Consider the following 17,848-nt stretch of genomic DNA (forward strand, 5'->3'; position numbering starts at 1 on the left):
ACCGACGCAGACCGGGACCCTTCCAAAGCCGAAGAAGTGTAACCCATCCATCCGGGCAGTTCTGTTACTCATCAATCCGCTGGACAGGCAGCGGGATGAGGGGCCGGCGCAGCCGGGCCAGGCTGACGGGGGCGCTCCCCCTCATCGCCCTGCCGGGCACTTCTCCCCGGAGGGGAGAAGAACAAGCTTTGCCGCCGTGCATGTATCCAGACCGCGAGTTTCGCCGGCGGCAAGGGGGCACGTCATCATGCGCGAGGGGGATGGCGAAGCGCGAGGCGGACGCTGCTTCTTCTCCCCTCCGGGGAGAAGGTCGCGGCAGCGGGATGAGGGGCCGGCACAGCCGGGCCAGGCTGACGGGCGCGCGCCCCCTCATCGCCCTGCCGGGCACTTCTCCCCGGAGGGGAGAGGAACAAGCTTTGCCGCCGTGCCCCATCCAAACGGCTTCGGAGCGGCCCGCCAGCTCATCCGGTCTCCGACAACAGGCTCAGGCCGAGAGGTCGTTGCCCTTGCGGATCGAGCAGCCGGTGATTTTCAGCGAGCCGTCCGGCTGGCGTTCCAGCGTGTAGCTGGCGATGTGGCTCTGCCCGCTCGGATCGGTCAGGTTCACCTCCTGCCGGAAGCCGGGCCCTTCCGCCTTCAGGGGGCCGAAGGTGGCATTGCTCGATTGGAACACCGGCGCATAGCCCGACTGCACCATCGACATGAAGATCTCGGGGCTCGGAAACATCCGCTGGATGTTGGGTGCGGCCAAGGAATAGGCGGCCGCGCCGTCACCCGTCTTGAACGCCTGCAGCTGCTGCGTGATGACGGCGCGAATGTCACTGGCATCGTCCGCCCAGGCCGAGCTCGCTCCCCCGGCCAGGACGAGAACCAGCACCAGGGATTGCAGACACTTTCTCATGCGCCAATCCTCCGTCTTGCCTCGGACAAGTTTCGCCAGATCCGCAGCGTTGACCATGGCCGTCGGATCACGAATCCGGCATGGCCCGCGGGATCGGCCAGCGTTTGAGCGTGTACGGCCGAGACGGAAGCCTCTGACGGGGAACCGCCTGCGCGCGCGAGCCTTGTTCCCGCACAAGAGACGCAGAGGAGACCATCCATGTCGAACATCGAAAGCAATATCGTCGACCCGCGCGGCGACCGACCGTCGCCGGATGTCGTGCCGGTGATCGATGATCCCGGCGCGGACAATGTCGGGTCGGGCGAGATCGATGAGCCCGGTGCCGACATCCCGCCGATCGAGCCGGATCCGGAAGAGGGCGGACGTCGCGCGCCCGACATCGACCGGGCTGAGCCTGCCGTCGGCGCTACGTAGGACTGCGTGGGTGCCGGTTCCGCCGGGCACGCTATATGCAGTGGCGGACTGATCAAACCAAGGAGACTGCAATGACTGACGCCAGCAAGATCAAGGAGCACATGGAAGTCATCGGCGCCGACGGCGTCCATGTCGGCACCGTCGACCATGTCGAAGGCCAGCGCATCAAGCTGACCAAGAAGGACAGCGGCGAGGGCGCCCATCGCGGCCATCACCATTACATCGCGCTGTCCCTGGTCGCCGAGATCGAGGGCGACAAGGTTCGCCTGTCCGCCAACAGCGACGTGGCGGTGCTGTTCGAGGAAGAAGAAGGCGGCCAGCAGGCCTGATCAGGCGCACGCAACACGACTGAAACCGGGAGCCCGCCGCGTGCGGGCTCTTCTGTATCCGCCCCTTGCCGAAGAGCCGGGGGCCGCGATCAGGCCGCGAGGCCGAAGGCCCGGCGCGCCATGCGGCAGTCCTCGTCGCCGGGCATGCAGGTGCGGCAGACTTCCGGTCGGACGGCGTAGACCGAACAGGCGGTCGCCGTCCCGACGACGCCGGCGAGCGCGGCGCAGCGATTGCCCTCGCAGCGCATGCCATTCAGCGAGGCTGCCACGAGCCCTGCCGGAATTTTGTCGAGATCGGAGTCGCTCTCCGTCGAGAAGCGCGGCCATTCCGACGAATAGGAACAGCAGGCGCCGCAGGTCTGGCAGTCCAGACTATTGAGATCGCGCGTCATGGCGCTGCATAGCACGCTTTCAGCGTTCGTCGAGCGGGTGCGAGAGCCGACGGTGTGCCGTCATCACGTTCCGCAGAAGGTGCGATAGGCCTCGCCGCCGGCCGCCGGCGGCACGCCATAAGCCGCATTGTCGGGCTGGTCGTCGTAGGGGGTCGCGAGAACGGTCGCCAGCGCCTCGAAGGGAGCGAGATCCCCGTCCTCCACGGCGGCCTTGATGACAGCCTCGACCTGGTGATTGCGCGGGATGAAGGCCGGATTGGCCCGCCGCATCCCGTCCAGACGCCCCTCGCTCGGCTCATCGTCCAGGCGTGCGTGCCAACGACCCGCCCAGGCTGCGAAACCCGCGGGATCGTCGAACCCTGTCGCGACGGCGGCGTCCGCCGAAGGATCCTCGGCCGCGGCGACCAGCTGCCGGAAGGTCAAAGTGAAGTCCGCCCGGCCGGCCGCCATGAGGTCGAGGAGATCCTGCGCCAGTGCGGCATCGCCCTCGCTTTCGGTGACGAGGCCGAGCTTCTGACGCAGACCGGCGAGATGGGCCGTCCGGAAACTCTCGGCGTATCCGGCCAGCACCGTCTTCGCCAGCTCGATCGCCGCCGCCTCGTCCGCGTCGATCAGCGGCAGCAGGCATTCGGCGAGGCGTGTCAGGTTCCACTGGGCGATGCCGGGCTGGTTGCCGAAAGAGTAGCGGCCGTTGCGGTCGATCGAGGAAAACACGGTGGCGGGATCGTAGACGTCGAGAAAGGCGCAGGGGCCGTAATCGATCGTCTCGCCGGAGATCGCCATGTTGTCGGTGTTCATCACGCCGTGGACGAAGCCGACCAGCATCCATCGCGCGACCAGCTCGGCCTGGCGCGTGGCGACCGCCTCGAGCAGCGCCAGCGCCGGCCGCGCGGCCTCGGCCGCCTGCGGGTAATGCCGGGCGATGGCATAGTCGGCAAGGCGGCGCACCGCCTCGTTGTCGCCCCTGGCGGCGAAATACTGGAAGGTGCCGACGCGGATATGGCTGGCGGCGACGCGCGCGAGGACCGCGCCAGGCAGCACCGCGTCGCGCCAGACCGGGTCGCCGGTGACGGCCATGGCGAGGGCCCGCGTCGTCGGGATGCCGAGCGCGGCCATGGCTTCGCTGACGAGATATTCGCGCACCACCGGCCCGAGCGCGGCCCGCCCGTCGCCGCCGCGCGAGAAGGGCGTCGGGCCGGAGCCCTTCAGCTGGAGATCGCGACGCTGGCCGTCCGCGCCGACGACCTCGCCGAGGAGGACTGCGCGTCCGTCGCCGAGCTGCGGCACGAAATTGCCGAACTGGTGCCCGGCATAGGCGAGGGCAATGGGATCGGCACCTTCCGGAAAGCCGGCGCCGGCCAGCCATTCCGCCGCCTCCGGGACCTCCAGCGATGCCGGATCCAGGCCGAGAGCCCGCGCCAGAGAGCGGTTCAGCTTCAAAAGCCGCGGCGACGAGGCCGGGCTCGGCGCGAGGCGGGCGTGAAACGAAGCCGGCAGGCGGGCATAGCTGTTGTCGAACGGGAGGTGGATGGTCATGGCCGTTCTTCTCCGCTGGGTCGTGCAGGGCGAACATGTCGCTCGGGGCCGGAGCGGCAAGCGCCTTCCCCCATATGCGGGCCGATCATGGGGGGTGCAATGCCGCCGTGCCGAAGGATTGCGAGCCGCCTGCCGATCGGCGGGACCTCCGATCGGAATCGTCCGGGCTTCGTCCCCGCCGTCTTTCACGGCCAGGGATGGGCGGCCCGAGCGGAAGTCGCGCGGTGGGCGGCTCCGGGTGTGTTCAATCTCCGCGCGTGTGGCCCCGCGCGTTTACAGTGCCGGTGCGTGCTCCTCCGCGACCAAGGGCGCGCCTTCCATGACGGCAGCCCCTCGGGCTGATATCCGACGAACCGCGGCGGCTCAGTTCGCCCGAGACGGTTTCTGGCGGCGCGTCGCGAGAACGGCGGCAATGAGTATCAGGACCTGTTCCCGCGCCGCGGCCTCGATGGCCTCGCCGTCATAGCCGGGGGGATCGTCGAAGCTGTCGCCGAGCCCAGCGATGGTCTGGTCCCTGACCCGTTGCACCAGGTCGTCCTGACCGAGGTCGAGCAGCGCCTCCAAGGCCCTGATCGCCAGTTGCGTCGCCCCCACGCCCTTGCCGATCGCTTCTTCCAAACTTGCCACGCCGCGATCCCCTTCGTCAGGCGCCGACCCTGCGCCCAGGGGCTTGTCCCTGGCCGTCGTCCAGGCTTCGTCCGTCGAGAATTCGGAGAGCTTGCCGCCCCGACCCGTTCCGCCAGCCGTTGGCCCCGTAAAAGTCGACGGAGGCTTCGCGCGCGTCCGCTTCGCGCACGGCAATGTCGTAGAGCGCGTGCCTCGAGGCCCAGGACAGCGCCTCTCATCGACAAGCACTTCGGTACGGAATGTCACTGAGGTCTGGGCCGGCTTGACGCCTGAGTCTCCGGGCCCGGCAAGCCGGACGATGGCGGATGGGGTGTCAGTGCGATCTAGCGCCTTGCACGTTGATCCTGTTGAGAAATCTGGCGGTCATCTTCGGCGGATACCCCCTGAACCACCCCCTCGGCATTCGGGCGCCCCACATGAAAACGCCGCCTGGCGGGTGCCGGCGGCGCTGTCTTCGCGGTTGCGGCCGGAGCGTCATGATCGCCGCTCGGCCTTCCTCTCGTCAATCCATTCGTCGATCTCGCGCTGGCTCCACCGGACGCATCGTGGCGTGAGAGGGATCTGCTTCGGGAACCGGCCCTGCGCCATCATCTCATAGATCGACGTCACGCCGAGCCCGGTCTTCTCCCGCACGATCTTGATCGGCACCAGTGAGTCGCCTGCCATCCTCTCAGCCATCCTTCTCGAGCATCTTCTTCAGTGTCCATGCATGATGCTCGTCAGCGGCATCAGCGGCGTCGGCTGCGCTGCGTAAGCATTGGCCCAGGCCGGCTGTCCGGTCGTGCTGGAAATAAGAGATTGTCATATCGTCGATACGCAGGACGTAGTTGCTCAGGCTGCCGGCGCCATCAAACTCGCTGATGTTCTGGATGATGATCTTCAAGGTTTCACCGCTCCTTGTCGGATAGGGCGCGGGCGTTCCAGCCGCGCTCAGCGTCATCTGCCACTAGCAAGCCGTCAGGCCCGCGGGCCCTGCACGACCGGCACTGTATCCAGTGGGTTTTCGGCCAAGATTCTCGACTTCGACGACAAGCTTCGCCGCCGCAGAACGGGCAGGGCAGCAGCACGGTTACAACATCCGCGCCGGTCTTCGTTCTTTCGCGCGTGATGCCCATCAGGCCGACCTCCATGCATTGACGAAGAACCACATCGCGACCTTGAGCATGTCTGCCCGGCCCATGCGGCGCTTGATGAAGGCATCCGGGTTCAGATCATAGATGCCGACGACAGGCTTACCACGATCGTCTGGAGGGCTGACTATCTTCAGCATGAAGCCGGGACCGTCTCGCACGGTGTTGCGCTCATAGATCATGCCAGCACTCCCATTTCTCGCAGCCGCTTCAACGCCGTCTCTCGCCTGTGTTTCTGCAGGGCAACTTGATAGACGTCCCACGCTGATTGGATGTCGGCGGGGACGCGGTGGAGGGGGATGACGTTCATCGGCGGATCTCCTCCCCTGTGGCGCGGTCGATAACTCGGCCGTCGATCGTCTTCTTCAGCCCGGAGGCTTTGGAGCCGGGGAAGCGCGACGGCTGCCGCGTTGTCATGCCGAGGTGCTTCGCCTCGCGGCGCTTGGCCTCGGCGATTTGCGCCACGTCGGTCTTGGTTTTTGGCTTGTGGCAGCATTCGACGCCGAGCACCTTACCGTCCTCGGCCGTGAGTTTGCGGGTCTTGTCGACCTCCAGCCCGTCCGGCTTGGTGTGGTCGACGTGATAGGCCTTGCGACCGAGCACCAGGCCGCAGCCTTCGCAGGTGAGGCGGCCCTGCGCGTTCGATGCCCGGTGGACGATCTGGGCATAGACCATGGGGGTGAACTCACGGCGCGCCATGGCACACCTCCGGGAACCCGTCGTGCGTCACGCCGTCGAGGTGGCGCCCGGCGACCTTCTTGCCGACGCGCTGCATCGGCCAGCCAGCGTCGGTTCTGGTGCCGGTGGCGTCGAGACGGATCAAGCTGCCGGCATCCGTCGGCCACTCTCCGTCATTTCCAGTCAGCGGAACCCATTCCCCCCACTGCTTGAACAGGAAGGCGATGCCTGCGGCCGCGCATTGGTTACGTATCTCTCGATACCACTCCGGCGGCGTCGGCCGGGCGCCGGGGCCGCTTTCGCCGCCGGCGATGACCCAGCGGAGCCGCGGCGCTGGCCTTGTTCGCCGAATATCTCCGTCCCATGCCACCGTTAGCCAGCCGCGAAAGTCGATCGGTCCGAGCAGCGGCTCGGCGCTGGCGAAGAACACGGCCGGACGCGGGTCTACGGCGAGCAGAAGCGGCAGCCGACGATCGGCCTCCTCCTGGTTCTCCGTCGACGCGCCGAGCCAGACATGCCTAGCGATCTCCGGCCAGAACGCCGGCAGCATCTTGGCGATGTTCTGCGGCCGCTTTGTCAGGAGCAGCCAGTCGAGGTCGGGCGTCTCGCGGATCAGCGTCCAGAGATCGTCCCGCGCGCCGGCGGGCGCCTTGTTGTCGAAGACGTCAGCGAGGCTGGCGCAGAAGACGCGGCGCCGGCGGCCGTGCTCGGCGAAGAATGCGGCGGCTTGGCGCTGCCAGCGGCGCGGGTTCTGCCAGTTGCTCTCGACCGTGCGGACGCGCTCGCCGTGCGGGCCCCACTTCACCTTGCCTTGGCGCTTATCCATGAGCGTCTCGGCATAGCAATGGTCGCAGGCCGGCGAGACCTTGGTGCAACCCATCCACGGGTTGAAAGTGCTGTCGGCCCATTCGATTGCCGTCTGCTCAGCCATTGCCGTCCTCCATCAGCTTGTCGGGCTCGACTCCCAGCACCTCGGCGAAAAACTCGACGGCTTGGTTGTGGTACGCCTCGCCCTTGGCCACGAGCTGCGCGCTGATCAGGATCGACTTCGCTCGCTCTTGCTCGTTCGGCGTCAGCTTGGCGATGTCGTCGCGCCACCGGGCATGCGCCTTGCCGAGCCGATCCTTCTTTAGACCGGCGTCACCTTCGCCGCCGGCGATCGCCATCATGTCCCGTGCGTAGCTGACGAGACGCTCCGGCGCCGGGGTGATCGCGTCCTCGTGCTGGCCGGCGGGCGCGTCGGGATCGATGGCATCGGTTCCGTCGATGCTATCCTCGGATGGTTCGGAGGCGGGGCTGCTGTCGCTCGGCGCCTCCTGCCGATCCGGCGCGGTGCCGGCGGCTTCATTCGTGTCGAGCTCGGCCGTGGCGGGCTGCTGGCGCGCTTCCACAGAAGGCGCAGCCGAAGAGTGGTCGAAGCCTTCGCGCTTGCCGGCGGGCTCGGAAGCGGGCGGGGCGGCGAGGCGCGCCGAGAGCGATTGGCGATCGCTGGTGATGTCCCGCGCCCGGCTCGCCCTGGCGTTCTCGGACAGGTCGAGCATCTCGTCGGGCGTGTAGACGCCGAGCATGATGGCCGGCTCGTAGATCCGACACCAGTCGCGCGTGCCGCGATAGATCAGCATCCGGTCGAAGTTCTTCGGCGACCACGGCGAGTTTGTGCCGGACGTCTTCCATTCGGCGACGGAGCCGTCGAAAAGCCGCCGGTCGATAACGCGAAGCCCCGGCGAGAGGCGATCGATCAGCTCGTCGTCGAACGGCACGTCGGACAGGTAGATCCGGCGGCTGTCACCCGGCGCACCCGTCAGGTAGTGGTGCAGCTTGATCCCAAGCTTGGCGTCGAGCACGGCCGAGACGAGCTTGCCCTCGTAGCAGAGCTTGCCGTGCACGATCGAGACGCACTGAGCGACCGCGAACGGGTCCATACCCCAGCGCACCGACTGGTTCACGATCAGGAAGCAGTTGGCGACGACCTGGGCCTGCGGCAGCGGAACCATCTCGCCGCTGACCTTCACCATGCAGAGCGCATCAGGGATCATCGACGTCGCGGCCATCACGTTTGCCACTCGCTGCATGTGCTCGAACTTTGCCGTGTCGAGGATCGGGATGACGTCTTCCGTCTGCGCAAGGGCACGGCGCGGCCGGTCATCGGTGGTGATCAGCGCGCTCATGCGGCCTGCTCCATTTCGAGGAAGTCGTCGATCTTGGATTTGTGCCAGGGCTTGAGCTGCAGGTCCCGCTCGCCGCCCTGGAACGGACGCGCCCCGGGCCATTCCCCTGTATCGAGACATTTGCGGATTGTGCCGAGCGCCCAGCGGATCTCGCGCTCGCCGCGGTCGAGCTCGTGCTCGCTCATCTCGACATGGGCGGTGTCGGGCACGTCGTCCTTCAGGACATAGAGCAGGGCGAAGGTCGTGAACGGCAGGCCGAGCTCGCGGCACACCATGCGGATCATCGCGCCTTGCAGGTAGTAGCAAGCGTCAAAGGCCTGCCGCTCGAGGAAGTCCTCGCTGAAGTCGGCGGCGGTCTTCAGGTCCGCATAGACGCCGTCGGCGGCCGGGATGACGTCGGGCCTGACCTTCAGCCAGATGCCGGTGGCCGGATCCTTCCACGCCATGGTGCGCTCGACGGCGCCATTGAGCAGGCCCTGCTGCACCAGCGGATACCGGGCCGCGTCGTCGCGCATCATGCGGATGCGCTGCATCTGATCGGTGGTGACGACGGTCTTGCTGGCATTCTCGTCGAGCCAGGCCTTGCACCAGTTCGAGTTGCCGTTCCATGCCTTGAGCTCGCCGGTCTTCGCGTCGGGATAGTCGTCCGGCCGCACCACAAAGCCATCGTCGAAGACCTCGTCGCCGAGCAGCAGGCAGTGAGCCGCCTTGCCGAAGCTGAGTGCCGCCGAGCTCTCCTGCGCGATGTGGTCGGGGTTGTGTCGCCACCGGCCCCAGAATGCCTTCGGGCTGCCGCCATGCGCCGGCAGGAGGTGCTTCAGCGAGCTCTTGGAGATCGAGGGCCCATCGAACAGGTCCGGGTCGCTGTGGTAGCGCTCAAGGTCGATGCCGGCGAAGATCCCCGGCTCGCTGATCGTCTTCCCGTCCCACTTCTTCTCGGCGATCATCGCGTCACTCCTCAAAACCGGATCGAGACGTGCGGCACGCTGCCGGCGGCGACGGCGAGAACGATCGCCTTGGCCTTGGTCTCGCTGATGCCGAAGTCGATGAACGCGGCCTTGGCCTCGCCCATGATCTTTCCGCGGTGCTCACGGTCGGCGGCGCGGCGCTCGGCCTCTTCGCGCTCGGCTCGGGCTGCTGCAGCCTGGGCCTCGGCGACGCGGTTGGTCTCCCGCTGGAAATCTTCCTGCTGGCGCCGGATGCGGGCGATCTCAGCTGCATGTGCCGCAGCAGCCTCGCGCTCCCGGCGCGCCGCAGCCTCCTCGGACTCGCGCTGCTGACGCTCGGCTACGACGACGGCCTCGCGGCGAGCACGTTCTTCCGCCGCGGCGATCCGCTCGCGCTCTTCCTCCGCGGCGCGGGCCCGGAGCTCGGCTTCCGCCTGTTCGCGCTCGACCCGCCGACGCTCGGCCTGCTCGGTAGCGAGGTGCTCGGCTTCAGCCTGCTCGCGGGCCGCCGCCTCGGCGCGGAGCCTCGCCAGTTCCGCCCGGTCGGCCTCTTCGCGCTTTATGCGCTCCAGGTTCGTCGAGAGGATCGACAGCGCGGCGTCGCGCGCCTTGACCGCCCTCGGCGCGAATTCCTGCATGGTGGCCGGCGACAGGTCGACCGCCGTGAGGTCCGCGATACGCTTCTCGATTTCGGCCGCCGTCGTGGTGGTCGAGATCATGGCGGCGCGGTCAAGGTCATCGATCTCAGCCTGTCGGTCGTCGACGCGCCGCTTCTCGGCCGCTTCCCAATCCGTCAGCGGCTTGCGCACCTGATCGGCCAGCGCGTCGAGCTTGTCGCGGATCGTCCGGCGCGATGCGTCGACGACGTTGATCTGCTTTCGCGCGTCCTCGTTCAGCTTCTTGCCGGCGGCGTCGATCGCGGTCTTGGTCCGAGTCACCTTGAAGGCGAGTGAGGCAATCTCCTTGCGGCCGGTCGCGGTGCCGAGGTCGGGCACGAAGGCCTTCACCTCGCGCATCATCTCGGCATAGAGCTCGTCGAACTTCGCCTCGTCGACCAGCACGAGAACAGGGTTGGCCTCGACGGCCTTGACGATGCTGAGGTCCGACCGGCCGTTGCCGAGATCGAGTTCACGAACTGCGCTCATGTCTGCGCTCCTAGTTTAGGGGGTAAGATGCGTTGGTTGAGGTACCGTCAGGCGGCGCGGCGGGCGGCTCTGATCCAGCCATTCCGCGCATTGCGGCAGGCGATGTAGACGTCGCGGTAGACGTCATCGGCCGAGGCCATGCTGCCGAACTCGGCCAGCGTCGCCGCGGTGATCGCCCGGCGCCGGAGGGCCGCATCGACCTCGTCCATGACCGGGGCGGCCAACTTTGGAGCGGCGAGGATCGCGTTGACCTTGGCAGACGAGATCGACCAGACGCCGATCTGCCGGGCCGTCTCGGCGATGATGTCCACGTCGCCCATCACGCGGCCTCATGAGCGAGCTGATAGGCACGGTGGCCGGCTTCCTCGGCGCGGTCATCGCGGCGGGCGGGGCCATCGTTCAGGCTTCGGATACGCGAGGCCAGCGCCGGGGTAATCAGCTTCAGCTCGCCGATCTCGTCACCATCCAGCGCGTCCGAGAACGCCCGGTCGACCGAGTAGAGCTCGTCGGAAATGCGCGACAGCTCCTCAACGAGGGCGGCGGCGCGGGCTGTCAGTTCGCGGGGGGTGGGCATCGGGCTCTCCATCGGCTGGGGTGCAGCAGGTATGGAGAGAACGTAGTCGGATATTTCCGACTTTACAAGCGAGATGTCGGATTTGTCCGACTTTTTTGTTGACCGTTTCCGACTGGCCGCGCATAAGGAAACGGCCCGGACCCCGTGATGGGAGCCGAGCCGCTGAGAACGCCAGTCGTTATGGATGACCTCTGGTAGCACAATCGATAGGCAACGCCTATCGCAAATCTCTCGGCGATCCGAAATTCTGATGGACACGGGTCTGCTCGGAGGTTCCCGCCGCGTCACTCAGGATCGATGGATGTGCCGGCGGGGTCTACGGACCATGTCCCCCGCCTCGGATCACGCCGACGATGATGGTCTAGCGGTGCCGGTCCCAGGCTGATCGGACAGAACCAGGCGAGGCATGACGGGCTCGCTCTCGTAGTCGAGAGACAACCACAGGCACTGAAGCACCACTTTTTCGGGCAACTCGGCCTTACCAGCCAATCATCGAGGCCCGGGGCAGCGCTGTAGCGGCAGCGATATCAAACCGAGCTTGTGGGGCATACCGGTTCGAGGCAGCAGTGAGGGTCGACAGGATCGGCCGGGGATGCGGGTGGTGCAGTACCCGTCTATGACCTTGGTATGCCCAGCGATCAGATCAGACGGTCGTGCATTTGCGCTGCTGTCGGCGTTGATCTCAGTCTAGGAAGACAGGTAGGCGGTATCAACGTGCCGAGTCGCATTAGGACCAGCAGGTCTTACGGCTGAGCCGGGAGCATCATGACCCATTTGAATTCGATCCAGTCGCTCCGGGCGATCGCGGCACTGCTCGTTGTCGCCTTCCATGTCAGCGACGGCGCCTTCGTCACCGGGGCGGCCGGCGTCGACATTTTCTTCGTCATCTCTGGCTTCATCATGGGCACTGTCGGAGTGCGGGAGACGCCGCTGACCTTCTTGAAGAAGCGAGTGGTGCGCATCGTGCCGCTGTACTGGGCGGTGACGCTGTTCATGTGCACCGTCAGCCTGTTCGGCCTGTTTGCCCGCTTCAACTTCGAGGCCGGGCAACTGCTGAAATCGCTGTTTTTCATTCCCTATTTCGACCCGAGCGGCCATATCTGGCCGCTGGTCGTGGTCGGTTGGACGCTGAACCTCGAGATCCTATTCTACGCGGTCTTCGCCTTCGCGCTGCTCGCCGGCATGCCGGTTCGGCTGTCTGCCGCCATTCTCGTGCTGCTGGTGCTGGGCGGCTATGGCTTCGCACCTGCAGCGGCACCGCTTCAGCTCTGGACCTCGCCGCTGCTGCTCGAATTCGTCGCCGGCCTGCTGCTGGCGACCGTTCTTCAGCCGGCAGGCCGTTTCCTTGGCCTCGTCCTCATTACGCTGGCCGCGGTCGCTCTCGCTGCAATTGGTGCCGCCAACTGGTTCGAGCCGGAATGGCGCATCCTCGCCTGGGGCATTCCTTCTGCGATGATCGTTGCCGGCGCGCTGGCGATTGAGAGGGCCGGCGCTTGGCCGACGCGGGCGTTGAAGCCGCTGGAGGCGATCGGCGACGCCTCCTATTCGCTCTACCTGCTGCACGGCCTGGTGATCGCCTTCGCCCACCGCCTGATCGGCGACGGTCTCATGGTCAACCTCGCCATCGTCGTCGCATCGATCGGCATCGCACTCGTCTCGTTTCACCTCTTTGAGAGGCCCGTCGGACGTTTCTTAGGCCGGGTAGGTAGCCAGAAGGACCGTCCTTCCGCCTAGCGGGATGCGTCCTAACAATCAGATCAGAGGTTCAGGGACTACCCGAAACGAAAAGGCCCCGCCGAAGCGAGGCCAGGATTGTCAGCAGAACGCGATTTTCAGTCGATCAAAAAATGAACTTGGCGGCCCAACGGCATCCCGCATGAAGGCAGAGAAGGCCTTCCGCAACCCGGTCCCCGCGATGTAGGCCAACCCGATAAACGGGCCGGCAATGATTGCCCAAACCATCAGCCACATTGCCGGTACAGGGGAATGAAACGTCTGGATCTGATGAGACAAATCCTCGATCTCTCGCCTAATTCTCTTGTTCCAAAGTCCACCGGCAACGGGTGATTTTCCCGTCACAAGCTCGATGGCACGTACATGAACCTGTTCAGCAGTCATGCCTTTGCGTGCCCTCGGGGTGTCACGGCCAGAAGCTTCTCTAAAGCTCCAATAGACTATCAACATCGAAAGTGCGGGCGCAAAAAGTGCGGTCAGCCACCAGAACGCGCGGTCATTGGCATCGTTGAGGGCGCTGCTAATCCAGACGCAATCAGCTTCGTTCGACCGGGGGTCGTCCAATGCCGCGCGGACCTTCGACGCCATCAAGCGGCGTTTGGATCGCAGGTAGAACACTGAAGCAAGATTCAATATGGACGCGACGAAGGGCACAGCAAGAACCCAAAATCCTGGCTGAGAGAGATCGAAAAACGTCATTTTCCCTCCTTATGTCGCCGGTCGCTCTCGGCCTGAATTTGCCGCAGTTCCTGCTCAGCAGCCCTCTTGACGAGGTAGATAATGTAGCACGACACGATAACGAAGCTACCAATCAAACGATGCTGCGCGAAGAACGCCTCAAGCGAGTCCGTCGCTCCGAGAAAGAAGGCAAATCCGCCAACGCCAGCTGCGTACCCGGCAAGGCCTAGCGCAAACTGCCATGTCCATCGAAGCAGGCGCTTCACGCCACTACCGTCTTGCGCCCGTCCTCAACCATTCGAAATCACCCTCACCAGACACCCGTCCTCAGCAAGTTCCGCCCCTTCACCGTCAGCCTGAACCACAGCGTGAAGCGCCAGCCGAATGTCGCCTCGACTAGGCCCATGTCCTTCAGTCGTTCGGCGACTGCGAGCTGATGCCCGCGGAAGTCTTCAAGCTCCATCCCGACCGAGTCCTCTGCCGGCCCGTCGTCGAGGAGCATCAGGACGTGGATCTGCGCCGGCGTGAGGCAGAAGAGGCGAGGGGGCTTAGTCATCGGCGTCACCCTCCGCTCCAGAAACCTGGCCGTCGTCCCGCAGCTTCCGCCCGCGCTCTGTCAGCCGGTACGTCGTCTGATCCTGCCAGCCCACGACCTTCTCAGCCAGGCGCAACTCCATTAATCGTTTGAGCAGGGCGACCTCGTGCGGCCGCACCTCGTCCGCCGGCAGGCCGACGCTGTCGCCATGAGGCATGCCGTCGTCGAGCCGGATCATCATGCGTAATCCGTCGATGAGCAGGTCGGTAAGGCGGAGCTTAGACATCCTCGACGCTCCACACCAATCCACAGGCCTTGCGGAAAAAATGATTCGCTTCGGCAGCCGAGTTCTGGAATCCATGAAGAACGGATGAAGAACGGATGGCAGGCGTGTGTGACAGTGTGATCGACGATCGGAGAGTGCGAGACCTCGTCTGCGTGACAATCGCATGTTCCGAATGTGCGAGGTCGATCCCGGTTTTCCCAGCGGACACCGCCCCTTCATACATGCTCGATGACTCAGCCGCGGCGTACGTCGAAACCCTTTTCTGCACAGGCTGTCGATATGAGACGAGCCGGGGCCGTGCCGTAGAACGGCAGGTGATCTGGAAGGACGCTCGGTCGGATGCAGCTCGAGCCCGCATGGCTACACTTCTCCAGCCCAGACAATCCTATGGACGGCCGCAACTTTCGAACGGGGGAAGCGCAGTAGGTATCGGCCTTCCGAAGCTTCCTCGACGGGGAATGTTTCAGGCCGTTGATGCTGCGCCAGAACCAACTCCTTAGCGTTCATCGAAATGAACTGCTTGATGAAGCCGCCGATGTCGTCGCCTTCGAAGTCGCCCTTGATCTGAACGATGGCATAGTCGTCCTGGCGAACCGGCAGGTGAGGGTTGACGAAGACGGCTTCCCCCTCGCGATATCTCGGCCGCATCGACCCGCCGTGGACAAAGACGCCATAGGCATCCTTCACGCCGATTAGCGTTGGCGGGCAGTGAACGTCCATCACTCGACTGCCGTTCAGAACGAAGCGGCCGTCCTCTCCGCCGACTGCCTGCCCGAACATGCCGATCGTCTCGTTCCTAAACGTCACCGGGACAGGTGGTGAAGCGTTCGAAGGGTAGCGCGGGTACGGCGTCTCTTCCGCATCGGGGGCGCCTGGAGGAGATGGAGTAAGCGCGAGCACTCTGGCCCCAGTCTTCAAGGCGCCCGGCTGACGCAGCAACCACTCTGGTGTCGTGTCGAGCGCCGCCGCGAGCTTGAAGAGGTTGTCGCCGCGGACCGACTTCTTCTTGCCGTTCAGGATGTCGTTGACGAAGTTGCGCTCGAGGCTGCCCTTTTCGGCAATCGCGAACGGGTTGGTGTCGAGATCTGCGAGACGCTCTCGGATTCTGTCAGCCAGGGTGATGTCGGTTGTCATGTCGGATTTATCCGACATACACGCACCAGCCGCCAGTTGGAAATTCATCGGAAAAATCCGTTGCAAAGTCGGAAACTTCCGACTAACGTAGTCGGCATGAGCACCGACACACGAACCAGCCTTACCGCCTGTCTCGATGCGTACTGCGCAAGGACGAAGCGGAAAACGAGCACCGTCGCCCAGGCGGCGGCTGGAGACTGGCGCTTCTTCGACAAGATCGAGGGCGGCAACTTCACCCTGCGCAAGTTCGATGACGTGATGGCTTGGTTCTCGATGAACTGGCCCGACGATCTCGCTTGGCCGGAAAACGTCAAGCGGCCGCAGACCCGGGTGGCAGCATGACCCACCACCCCATCCGCGATCTTGAAATCTGGACCTATCTGGGCACCCACGGCGCGCTTGCGTACTTCGAGGACGGCAACGCCTTTCCAACCTTCTTCCGCGGCACCACGATGGCCGAGGCTCGCGACAAGGCCGAGGCCTTCCGCGCCAAGGTAATTGCCGAGAACGAGGCGAGCTTCATCGCGCGCACCGAGGCCGCTGCCAAGGCTGCTGCGAAGCGGGCGGCGAAGGCGAGGGCGGCATGATCGGCGCCGTCCTCATCTTCGTCGGACTGATCGCCGCTGGTACCTTCCAATCCAGGATGGGCGTGCTAGGCGTCACGCGGGGAGACTTCATCGGCACGACGTTCGGCTGCGGCCTGATCGTCATCGGTTTCTCTCTGATCGTCAGCAGCTGACTCATGCCCGCGATCATCTACACCGGCCCTCTAGCCGGCAGCCGGAGCGGATATAGCCAGTCGCATCGGCTCGGCCGCTCCGGCACCCCCATCGCCCCTGGTCTGTCCCCCTCATCCGGCGGCGAGCGTGGCGCGACGATCCCCCTCGCTCGCGTCACGCATCAATCCCAAGCTCCCCAGGAAGACGGCAATCGCTTCGTCGATGGTCATCCCGGGTTCGTCATCGACGGCCAATTCCTCCCGGTCGTCGTAGCTGCCGGCGAGGTCGCGACCTCCCACGATGGCCTCGCCGGCCTTTCTCTCACGGTGCATCTCGGCGATCCGGCTATTGGCCCGTCGATCGCGGAAGTACCCGCCAAATTCTGCCGCTCGGTTCCCGCCGATTGGCTTCGCGTCCGCCGGGTTCCCGCCCGCCGCCGCGCACATGCCCTGCCGCACAGGGACTTTCTCACACGCACAGGGGTCGGCGTTCGTCTGATCTCTGAGCATTCGCCGGTCCTCTCCGATGCCCTCACTCGTAGGCATGGAGCATTCGCAGATGCGCGAATTTCGTTCGGAGAACTCAGAAATGTCTGACGTCGCCAGTGCGCAAGATCTGATGCGCGGCTTCGTTGTCAGCCGCCCTGGATCGAACCTGAAGCAGAAGCTCGGATCGGCAGCGGCGGCGCTGAAGTGGACCCAGAGCCGGGCCAAAGCGGTCCTCTACGGCGAAGCCCGCCGGATCGACGCTCACGAGATGGAGCGTCTGGAAGCGATCGCAGACCAGAAGCTCGCCAGAGAACAAGAAAAGGAAGGGCGTGGACATGACGCAAAGCACGAGCTCGAGCGCGCGTTCGCGATGGTTGCCGCGCATCTTGCCGCTGAGGCTGCGCAGGGCGATCGCGACGCGGCTCATGCTCTTCGGAAAATCGTCGGCGCAATGGCTGTGGCCTGAAGGTTTCGCTGCGCCGGAGCCGATCGAGCACTTCCCCGACTACTCAGGAGACCTCCCATGAGCGCCACGGATCACCGCGTTATCGGACGCCAGGTCGACGCCCCGTTCCCCGCCGAGATCCGCGCCGTGTTCACGACCAAAGATGGGCGGGTGCGGTACGTCGTCGAGGGTGATGACGGCGAAGTCGGCCACCACGAGGACCTCTGGGTCTTCTCCGGCGAGCAGATTGGCATGCCCGGTGAGGCCCCGCTGTGACGCCGCGCACCGTCGCCGAGATCGTCTCCGCCATCATCGAACGCTGCATCGACGAAGCCGCCCGCCGGCATGTCGAAGGCGCGGACGCCACCCATCCCCAGCCCCTGATGAAAAGGATGGCATAATGGCCCGTGCAGCACGCAAGCCCATTCCGCAGCCCGACACGACCGCGGCGAACGATGTCGGTCCCGGCCACAACGGCGGGAGCCTGACGAGTGACCAGCGCCAGGCGCTCGCGCTCATGCACCGCCGCATCTACCGGACCAAGATGGCGGCGAAGAAGGAAGCCGACGCCGCGGTCAAGAACGCCTGCAAGGTGATCAAGGCAGACCTCGGCGAGTTCGGTGTTCTCCAGGTGAAGGAGATGATGGCCCGCGAGACGCCGGAAGGCGCCGCCAAGGCCGATGCCGAGCTGAAGGCGAAGACCGAGGTGCGCGTCTGGGTCTCCGACGATCGGCAGCTCGACATGTTCCCGGCCACGGCGAAAGCCGCCGACAGCGAGGCCTATCAGCAGGGCAAGATCGCCGGCATGGACGACGAGGCGTGCCGCTCGCCCTACGCCGCCGAGACCGCCGACAGCGAGGACTGGATCCGAGGCTGGGGCGTCGGCAAGAAGATCATGGACGATCTGCTGGCCGAGCGTGCGGAACACGCCGAGCTCGTCAAGGGCGGCGACCTCGACGATGAAGGTGGCGGGGAATGAGCCGCCCGC

The 17,848-nt window shown here is 65.3% G+C and carries 32 protein-coding genes; 10 read left to right on the forward strand and 22 right to left on the reverse strand.

The annotated features are described in order from the left end of the window. Positions 1 to 484: 484 nt before the first annotated feature. The gene (locus IEX88_RS25880) at positions 485 to 901 is read right to left on the reverse strand and encodes a DUF4864 domain-containing protein (protein ID WP_188855365.1); all 417 of its coding nucleotides are present in this window, start codon (positions 899 to 901) and stop codon (positions 485 to 487) included. Between the two features lie 198 nt (positions 902 to 1,099). On the opposite strand from IEX88_RS25880, the gene IEX88_RS25885 reads away from it, so the two are divergent. Beyond that, positions 1,100 to 1,315, forward strand: coding sequence for a hypothetical protein (locus tag IEX88_RS25885; protein ID WP_188855366.1), 216 nt, complete (start codon positions 1,100 to 1,102; stop codon positions 1,313 to 1,315). Positions 1,316 to 1,386: 71 nt separating this feature from the next. After that, complete coding sequence (locus IEX88_RS25890) at positions 1,387 to 1,644, forward strand: DUF2171 domain-containing protein (protein ID WP_188855367.1); 258 nt, start codon at positions 1,387 to 1,389, stop codon at positions 1,642 to 1,644. A gap of 89 nt (positions 1,645 to 1,733) precedes the next feature. On the opposite strand, the gene IEX88_RS25895 is transcribed toward IEX88_RS25890, so the two are convergent. The 15 genes from IEX88_RS25895 to IEX88_RS25960 all read right to left on the reverse strand — a co-directional run bounded on the left by IEX88_RS25895 (position 1,734) and on the right by IEX88_RS25960 (position 10,841). Beyond that, positions 1,734 to 2,036: a YkgJ family cysteine cluster protein gene (locus IEX88_RS25895; RefSeq protein WP_188855368.1), complete on the reverse strand. Its 303-nt coding sequence runs from the start codon at positions 2,034 to 2,036 to the stop codon at positions 1,734 to 1,736. 63 nt (positions 2,037 to 2,099) lie between these two features. Next, entirely contained in the window at positions 2,100 to 3,572 is a 1,473-nt protein-coding gene (locus tag IEX88_RS25900; RefSeq protein ID WP_188855369.1) for a protein adenylyltransferase SelO, read from the reverse strand. Between the two features lie 363 nt (positions 3,573 to 3,935). Continuing rightward, positions 3,936 to 4,190, reverse strand: a complete 255-nt coding sequence (locus IEX88_RS25905; protein ID WP_188855370.1) for a hypothetical protein — start codon at positions 4,188 to 4,190, stop codon at positions 3,936 to 3,938. Between the two features lie 483 nt (positions 4,191 to 4,673). Beyond that, positions 4,674 to 4,847, reverse strand: coding sequence for a helix-turn-helix transcriptional regulator (locus tag IEX88_RS25910; protein WP_210319340.1), 174 nt, complete (start codon positions 4,845 to 4,847; stop codon positions 4,674 to 4,676). 22 nt (positions 4,848 to 4,869) lie between these two features. Beyond that, a complete protein-coding gene (locus tag IEX88_RS25915) occupies positions 4,870 to 5,082 on the reverse strand; it encodes a hypothetical protein (protein WP_188855372.1) in 213 nt (70 codons plus the stop codon). 4 nt (positions 5,083 to 5,086) lie between these two features. After that, positions 5,087 to 5,329 (reverse strand): Lar family restriction alleviation protein, encoded by a 243-nt coding sequence (locus tag IEX88_RS27360; RefSeq protein ID WP_373289672.1) that lies wholly within the window; start codon positions 5,327 to 5,329, stop codon positions 5,087 to 5,089. After that, positions 5,314 to 5,511 carry a hypothetical protein gene (locus IEX88_RS25925; RefSeq protein WP_188855374.1) on the reverse strand — a complete coding sequence of 66 codons (198 nt, stop codon included), beginning with the start codon at positions 5,509 to 5,511 and terminating at the stop codon, positions 5,314 to 5,316. The genes IEX88_RS27360 and IEX88_RS25925 overlap by 16 nt, the downstream gene beginning before the upstream one ends. Further along, positions 5,508 to 5,639: a hypothetical protein gene (locus tag IEX88_RS27135; RefSeq protein ID WP_274604644.1), complete on the reverse strand. Its 132-nt coding sequence runs from the start codon at positions 5,637 to 5,639 to the stop codon at positions 5,508 to 5,510. The genes IEX88_RS25925 and IEX88_RS27135 overlap by 4 nt, the downstream gene beginning before the upstream one ends. Beyond that, positions 5,636 to 6,028: a hypothetical protein gene (locus IEX88_RS25930; protein WP_188855375.1), complete on the reverse strand. Its 393-nt coding sequence runs from the start codon at positions 6,026 to 6,028 to the stop codon at positions 5,636 to 5,638. The genes IEX88_RS27135 and IEX88_RS25930 overlap by 4 nt, the downstream gene beginning before the upstream one ends. Continuing rightward, the gene (locus IEX88_RS25935) at positions 6,015 to 6,938 is read right to left on the reverse strand and encodes a DUF5131 family protein (RefSeq protein WP_188855376.1); all 924 of its coding nucleotides are present in this window, start codon (positions 6,936 to 6,938) and stop codon (positions 6,015 to 6,017) included. Before IEX88_RS25935 ends, IEX88_RS25930 begins: the two co-directional genes overlap by 14 nt. Continuing rightward, complete coding sequence (locus IEX88_RS25940) at positions 6,931 to 8,175, reverse strand: recombinase family protein (protein ID WP_188855377.1); 1,245 nt, start codon at positions 8,173 to 8,175, stop codon at positions 6,931 to 6,933. The genes IEX88_RS25935 and IEX88_RS25940 overlap by 8 nt, the downstream gene beginning before the upstream one ends. After that, on the reverse strand, positions 8,172 to 9,122 hold the full coding sequence (locus IEX88_RS25945) for a PD-(D/E)XK nuclease-like domain-containing protein (RefSeq protein WP_188855378.1): 951 nt from the start codon (positions 9,120 to 9,122) through the stop codon (positions 8,172 to 8,174). The genes IEX88_RS25940 and IEX88_RS25945 overlap by 4 nt, the downstream gene beginning before the upstream one ends. Positions 9,123 to 9,133: 11 nt before the next feature. Then, positions 9,134 to 10,267 (reverse strand): hypothetical protein, encoded by a 1,134-nt coding sequence (locus IEX88_RS25950; protein WP_188855379.1) that lies wholly within the window; start codon positions 10,265 to 10,267, stop codon positions 9,134 to 9,136. 47 nt (positions 10,268 to 10,314) lie between these two features. Continuing rightward, positions 10,315 to 10,587, reverse strand: a complete 273-nt coding sequence (locus IEX88_RS25955; RefSeq protein ID WP_188855380.1) for a hypothetical protein — start codon at positions 10,585 to 10,587, stop codon at positions 10,315 to 10,317. Continuing rightward, positions 10,587 to 10,841, reverse strand: a complete 255-nt coding sequence (locus IEX88_RS25960) for a hypothetical protein (protein WP_188855381.1) — start codon at positions 10,839 to 10,841, stop codon at positions 10,587 to 10,589. The genes IEX88_RS25955 and IEX88_RS25960 overlap by 1 nt, the downstream gene beginning before the upstream one ends. A gap of 765 nt (positions 10,842 to 11,606) precedes the next feature. On the opposite strand from IEX88_RS25960, the gene IEX88_RS25965 reads away from it, so the two are divergent. Further along, positions 11,607 to 12,575: an acyltransferase family protein gene (locus IEX88_RS25965; protein ID WP_188855382.1), complete on the forward strand. Its 969-nt coding sequence runs from the start codon at positions 11,607 to 11,609 to the stop codon at positions 12,573 to 12,575. Between the two features lie 81 nt (positions 12,576 to 12,656). On the opposite strand, the gene IEX88_RS25970 is transcribed toward IEX88_RS25965, so the two are convergent. From IEX88_RS25970 to IEX88_RS25990, 5 genes are all read right to left on the reverse strand, one after another. Beyond that, positions 12,657 to 13,274, reverse strand: coding sequence for a hypothetical protein (locus IEX88_RS25970; protein ID WP_188855383.1), 618 nt, complete (start codon positions 13,272 to 13,274; stop codon positions 12,657 to 12,659). Next, entirely contained in the window at positions 13,271 to 13,519 is a 249-nt protein-coding gene (locus IEX88_RS25975) for a hypothetical protein (RefSeq protein ID WP_188855384.1), read from the reverse strand. Before IEX88_RS25975 ends, IEX88_RS25970 begins: the two co-directional genes overlap by 4 nt. Positions 13,520 to 13,563: 44 nt before the next feature. After that, positions 13,564 to 13,809, reverse strand: coding sequence for a hypothetical protein (locus IEX88_RS25980; protein WP_188855385.1), 246 nt, complete (start codon positions 13,807 to 13,809; stop codon positions 13,564 to 13,566). After that, positions 13,802 to 14,074 (reverse strand): hypothetical protein, encoded by a 273-nt coding sequence (locus IEX88_RS25985; protein ID WP_188855386.1) that lies wholly within the window; start codon positions 14,072 to 14,074, stop codon positions 13,802 to 13,804. Before IEX88_RS25985 ends, IEX88_RS25980 begins: the two co-directional genes overlap by 8 nt. A gap of 360 nt (positions 14,075 to 14,434) precedes the next feature. After that, a complete protein-coding gene (locus IEX88_RS25990) occupies positions 14,435 to 15,208 on the reverse strand; it encodes a S24 family peptidase (protein WP_188855387.1) in 774 nt (257 codons plus the stop codon). A 96-nt stretch (positions 15,209 to 15,304) separates the two neighbouring features. Here IEX88_RS25990 and IEX88_RS25995 point away from each other — a divergent pair, with 96 nt between their 5' ends. Genes IEX88_RS25995 through IEX88_RS26005 form a run of 3 tightly spaced genes read left to right on the forward strand, consistent with a single transcriptional unit; the run spans position 15,305 to position 15,947 of the window. Continuing rightward, entirely contained in the window at positions 15,305 to 15,550 is a 246-nt protein-coding gene (locus IEX88_RS25995) for a hypothetical protein (RefSeq protein WP_188855388.1), read from the forward strand. Beyond that, positions 15,547 to 15,795: a hypothetical protein gene (locus IEX88_RS26000; RefSeq protein WP_188855389.1), complete on the forward strand. Its 249-nt coding sequence runs from the start codon at positions 15,547 to 15,549 to the stop codon at positions 15,793 to 15,795. The genes IEX88_RS25995 and IEX88_RS26000 overlap by 4 nt, the downstream gene beginning before the upstream one ends. Then, positions 15,792 to 15,947: a hypothetical protein gene (locus tag IEX88_RS26005; RefSeq protein ID WP_188855390.1), complete on the forward strand. Its 156-nt coding sequence runs from the start codon at positions 15,792 to 15,794 to the stop codon at positions 15,945 to 15,947. Before IEX88_RS26000 ends, IEX88_RS26005 begins: the two co-directional genes overlap by 4 nt. A gap of 111 nt (positions 15,948 to 16,058) precedes the next feature. Here IEX88_RS26005 and IEX88_RS26010 read toward each other — a convergent pair whose 3' ends face one another. Beyond that, complete coding sequence (locus IEX88_RS26010; RefSeq protein WP_188855391.1) at positions 16,059 to 16,436, reverse strand: hypothetical protein; 378 nt, start codon at positions 16,434 to 16,436, stop codon at positions 16,059 to 16,061. Between the two features lie 49 nt (positions 16,437 to 16,485). Here IEX88_RS26010 and IEX88_RS26015 point away from each other — a divergent pair, with 49 nt between their 5' ends. The 4 genes from IEX88_RS26015 to IEX88_RS26025 are packed head-to-tail and all read left to right on the forward strand — an operon-like array spanning position 16,486 to position 17,839. Further along, entirely contained in the window at positions 16,486 to 16,881 is a 396-nt protein-coding gene (locus IEX88_RS26015) for a hypothetical protein (protein WP_188855392.1), read from the forward strand. A 57-nt stretch (positions 16,882 to 16,938) separates the two neighbouring features. After that, positions 16,939 to 17,136 carry a hypothetical protein gene (locus IEX88_RS26020; protein WP_188855393.1) on the forward strand — a complete coding sequence of 66 codons (198 nt, stop codon included), beginning with the start codon at positions 16,939 to 16,941 and terminating at the stop codon, positions 17,134 to 17,136. After that, a complete protein-coding gene (locus IEX88_RS27140; protein ID WP_274604646.1) occupies positions 17,133 to 17,261 on the forward strand; it encodes a hypothetical protein in 129 nt (42 codons plus the stop codon). Before IEX88_RS26020 ends, IEX88_RS27140 begins: the two co-directional genes overlap by 4 nt. Continuing rightward, positions 17,261 to 17,839, forward strand: a complete 579-nt coding sequence (locus tag IEX88_RS26025) for a hypothetical protein (protein ID WP_188855394.1) — start codon at positions 17,261 to 17,263, stop codon at positions 17,837 to 17,839. Before IEX88_RS27140 ends, IEX88_RS26025 begins: the two co-directional genes overlap by 1 nt. Positions 17,840 to 17,848 lie beyond the last annotated feature (9 nt).

The organism is Aureimonas glaciei, from assembly GCF_014643375.1.
Taxonomy (GTDB): Bacteria; Pseudomonadota; Alphaproteobacteria; order Rhizobiales; family Rhizobiaceae; genus Plantimonas; species Plantimonas glaciei.

Bases quoted from the DNA above. Each gene is read 5' to 3' on its own strand.
- IEX88_RS25880 (WP_188855365.1), bottom strand. From the start codon at position 901: ATGAGAAAGTGTCTGCAATCCCTGGTGCTGGTTCTCGTCCTGGCCGGG.
- IEX88_RS25885 (WP_188855366.1), top strand. From the start codon at position 1,100: ATGTCGAACATCGAAAGCAATATCGTCGACCCGCGCGGCGACCGACCG.
- IEX88_RS25890 (WP_188855367.1), top strand. From the start codon at position 1,387: ATGACTGACGCCAGCAAGATCAAGGAGCACATGGAAGTCATCGGCGCC.
- IEX88_RS25895 (WP_188855368.1), bottom strand. From the start codon at position 2,036: ATGACGCGCGATCTCAATAGTCTGGACTGCCAGACCTGCGGCGCCTGC.
- IEX88_RS25900 (WP_188855369.1), bottom strand. From the start codon at position 3,572: ATGACCATCCACCTCCCGTTCGACAACAGCTATGCCCGCCTGCCGGCT.
- IEX88_RS27360 (WP_373289672.1), bottom strand. From the start codon at position 5,329: ATGGAGGTCGGCCTGATGGGCATCACGCGCGAAAGAACGAAGACCGGC.
- IEX88_RS25925 (WP_188855374.1), bottom strand. From the start codon at position 5,511: ATGATCTATGAGCGCAACACCGTGCGAGACGGTCCCGGCTTCATGCTG.
- IEX88_RS27135 (WP_274604644.1), bottom strand. From the start codon at position 5,639: ATGAACGTCATCCCCCTCCACCGCGTCCCCGCCGACATCCAATCAGCG.
- IEX88_RS25930 (WP_188855375.1), bottom strand. From the start codon at position 6,028: ATGGCGCGCCGTGAGTTCACCCCCATGGTCTATGCCCAGATCGTCCAC.
- IEX88_RS25935 (WP_188855376.1), bottom strand. From the start codon at position 6,938: ATGGCTGAGCAGACGGCAATCGAATGGGCCGACAGCACTTTCAACCCG.
- IEX88_RS25940 (WP_188855377.1), bottom strand. From the start codon at position 8,175: ATGAGCGCGCTGATCACCACCGATGACCGGCCGCGCCGTGCCCTTGCG.
- IEX88_RS25945 (WP_188855378.1), bottom strand. From the start codon at position 9,122: ATGATCGCCGAGAAGAAGTGGGACGGGAAGACGATCAGCGAGCCGGGG.
- IEX88_RS25950 (WP_188855379.1), bottom strand. From the start codon at position 10,267: ATGAGCGCAGTTCGTGAACTCGATCTCGGCAACGGCCGGTCGGACCTC.
- IEX88_RS25955 (WP_188855380.1), bottom strand. From the start codon at position 10,587: ATGGGCGACGTGGACATCATCGCCGAGACGGCCCGGCAGATCGGCGTC.
- IEX88_RS25960 (WP_188855381.1), bottom strand. From the start codon at position 10,841: ATGCCCACCCCCCGCGAACTGACAGCCCGCGCCGCCGCCCTCGTTGAG.
- IEX88_RS25965 (WP_188855382.1), top strand. From the start codon at position 11,607: ATGACCCATTTGAATTCGATCCAGTCGCTCCGGGCGATCGCGGCACTG.
- IEX88_RS25970 (WP_188855383.1), bottom strand. From the start codon at position 13,274: ATGACGTTTTTCGATCTCTCTCAGCCAGGATTTTGGGTTCTTGCTGTG.
- IEX88_RS25980 (WP_188855385.1), bottom strand. From the start codon at position 13,809: ATGACTAAGCCCCCTCGCCTCTTCTGCCTCACGCCGGCGCAGATCCAC.
- IEX88_RS25985 (WP_188855386.1), bottom strand. From the start codon at position 14,074: ATGTCTAAGCTCCGCCTTACCGACCTGCTCATCGACGGATTACGCATG.
- IEX88_RS25990 (WP_188855387.1), bottom strand. From the start codon at position 15,208: ATGACAACCGACATCACCCTGGCTGACAGAATCCGAGAGCGTCTCGCA.
- IEX88_RS25995 (WP_188855388.1), top strand. From the start codon at position 15,305: ATGAGCACCGACACACGAACCAGCCTTACCGCCTGTCTCGATGCGTAC.
- IEX88_RS26000 (WP_188855389.1), top strand. From the start codon at position 15,547: ATGACCCACCACCCCATCCGCGATCTTGAAATCTGGACCTATCTGGGC.
- IEX88_RS26005 (WP_188855390.1), top strand. From the start codon at position 15,792: ATGATCGGCGCCGTCCTCATCTTCGTCGGACTGATCGCCGCTGGTACC.
- IEX88_RS26010 (WP_188855391.1), bottom strand. From the start codon at position 16,436: ATGCTCAGAGATCAGACGAACGCCGACCCCTGTGCGTGTGAGAAAGTC.
- IEX88_RS26015 (WP_188855392.1), top strand. From the start codon at position 16,486: ATGCGCGAATTTCGTTCGGAGAACTCAGAAATGTCTGACGTCGCCAGT.
- IEX88_RS26020 (WP_188855393.1), top strand. From the start codon at position 16,939: ATGAGCGCCACGGATCACCGCGTTATCGGACGCCAGGTCGACGCCCCG.
- IEX88_RS26025 (WP_188855394.1), top strand. From the start codon at position 17,261: ATGGCCCGTGCAGCACGCAAGCCCATTCCGCAGCCCGACACGACCGCG.